The sequence below is a fragment of the Chelativorans petroleitrophicus genome (assembly GCF_025398195.1).
Taxonomy (GTDB): Bacteria; Pseudomonadota; Alphaproteobacteria; order Rhizobiales; family Rhizobiaceae; genus Chelativorans; species Chelativorans petroleitrophicus.
This window is the reverse complement of the sequence record NZ_JAODNV010000049.1, coordinates 1-2,262: the sequence shown is the minus strand read 5'-3', so window position 1 is coordinate 2,262 and position 2,262 is coordinate 1. Positions and strand designations below refer to the sequence as shown.

Annotated in this window: 2 protein-coding genes; both read right to left on the bottom strand. The window is 62.8% G+C overall.

All coding sequences use genetic code 11. From position 1 onward, the window contains the following. Positions 1-649: IS21-like element helper ATPase IstB (gene istB / locus NYR54_RS19045; RefSeq protein WP_261517278.1), on the bottom strand; the 649-nt coding region annotated here is incomplete at its 3' end. After that, complete coding sequence (gene istA, locus NYR54_RS19040; protein ID WP_261517277.1) at positions 646-2,142, bottom strand: IS21 family transposase; 1,497 nt, start codon at positions 2,140-2,142, stop codon at positions 646-648. The genes istB and istA, both read right to left, overlap by 4 nt. Positions 2,143-2,262: the final 120 nt, after the last annotated feature.

The window sequence follows — 2,262 nt, the reverse complement described above, 5'->3', positions numbered from 1 at the left end:
GCTCGGAGCCGAAGGTCTCGGTCCATTCATCGAAGGGCAGATTGCTGGTGATCAGGGTCGAGCCGCGCTCGTAGCGGTGCGAGATCAGCTCGAACAGCAACTCGGCGCCGGTCTTGGACAGCGGCACAAAGCCCAGTTCGTCGACGATCAGCAACTTGACGGCAGCCATCTGCTTCTGAAAGCGAAGCAGGCGACGTTCGTCGCGGGCCTCCATCAGTTCGTTGACCAGGGCTGCGGCGGTGGTGAAGCTGACCGACATGCCCTTCTGACAAGCCGCCAGCCCGAGGCCAAGGGCAATGTGCGTCTTGCCCGTGCCGCTTGGGCCAAGGGCAATGACGTTCTCGCGCCGCTCGATCCATTCGCAGCGGGCCAGTTCCAGCACCTGCATCTTGTTGAGCTTCGGGATGGCGCTGAAGTCGAAGCTGTCGAGGCTTTTGACCGTGGGGAATTTGGCGGCCTTGATGCGGCGCTCGACCATCCTCCGCTCCCGGTCGATCAACTCCAGTTCAACAAGCCGGGCGAGGTATCGGACATGATCCATGCCTTCGGCCGCACATTGCCGGGCCAGCTTCTGATGTTCCCGCAGGAACGTGGGCAGCTTCAGCGCCTTGAGGTGATGGGCGAGCAGGATTTCCGGACCATCGCTCATGCCGCGTCCTCCGCATCGCCCGACAACAACCGCATATAGGAGCCGGGCCTGGTTTTCTCGACTGTTGCCTTGGGTAGATAGGGATAACAGTCCAGGTCCAGCCGGGGCGGACGGTGTTCAACACGGCAAAGCAGCAGGTGCTTCACGGCGTCGAAGCCGATTGCGCCCATCTGAAGCGCCTGCTTCACCGCGGCATGCAGATCAGCCAGATCAAAGGTCTCGAGCAACCGCAGGACCTGGACGTATTCGCGTCGGCCATGTCGGTTCATGCGAGCTTCCATTAGCCGGCGCAACGTTGCGAACTCCTCGGGAAGCTCCCAGCCTTGCAATGGTGCGGCCTGATCGAGTGCGTTGATCTTCTGCTCCAGCAGCGGCAGGTAGTGGATCGGGTTGAAGACGATCTCCTCGCGATCCCAGCAGCGGGGATGGCGGGCAATGACCTCGCCCCGGCAGCCGATCACCACCTCGTGGACATAGGCCCGGATCCAGACATCCTGATGGCCGAAGGCAACCGGCACCGAGTAGTCGTTGGTCTTGTAGCGCACCAGACACTGGGACGAGACGCGGCCACTGTCCTGGTCACAGGCGTCGAAAGGCGCGACCGGGAGGGGGCGCATGGCAACCAGATCACGTTGCAACCGCTCGCCGATCGTCTCGCTCTCACCGCGCAGGACATCGTGCTGGCGCTTGCGGCATTGCTCCTCCAGCCAAAGGTTGAATGCCTCCCAGCTCGTGAACTCGGGAAGCGGCACCATGAAGTTGCGGCGGCAATAGCCCACCAAGCCCTCGACATTCCCCTTGTCATTGCCTTTGCCAGGACGGCCGTAGTGGTCCCGGATCAGGTAATGCGACAGGAAGCCGCTGAACAGGACGGCCCGCTTGCGGGTGCCATCGGGCAGGATCTTCGCCACCAGGCATCGGTCATTGTCATAGACGATCGACTGCGGCACTGCCCCAAAGAAGGCAAAGGCGTGGATGTGGCCGTCCACCCAAGCCTCGGCCACAGCCGCCGGATAGGCGCGGACGTAACAGGCGTCGCTGTGCGGCAGATCCAAAACAAAGAAGTGGGCCTTCTGCTCGACACCGCCAATCTTGACCATCGCCTCGCCGAAGTCGGCCTGCGCATGGCCCGGGGGATGCGCCAGCGGCACGAACACTTCCTGGCCCCGCCGTTCTCGCTCCCGGATGTAATCCTTGATGATCGTGTAGCCGCCGGTGAACCCGCACTCGTCACGAAGCCGGTCGAACACCCGCTTCGCCGTGTGCCGCTGCTTCCGCGGCATGGAGCGTTCCGCCTCAAGCCAGCCCTCGATGATCGGGATAAAGGGATCAAGCTTCGGCCGCCTGACTTCGGCCGTCCGCCGGTAGCCCGGCGGCACCGAGAACGTCATCATCTTCGCAACCGTATCACGGGAGATGTTGAAGGCCTTCGCCGCCTGACGCTGGCTCATGCCCCCCGCGCAGGCCTGGCGAACCCTGAGATATAGTTCCACGCTGAAAATCCTCGCGCCCTCCCTGCTGTCGCAGAAAGGGAAAGGGTGGACGACTTTTACGCCGCCCGCAGCAGCTCCATGCCGCCGCTTCCGTGGACTAGTTTCTCACCGCCGTTCTCA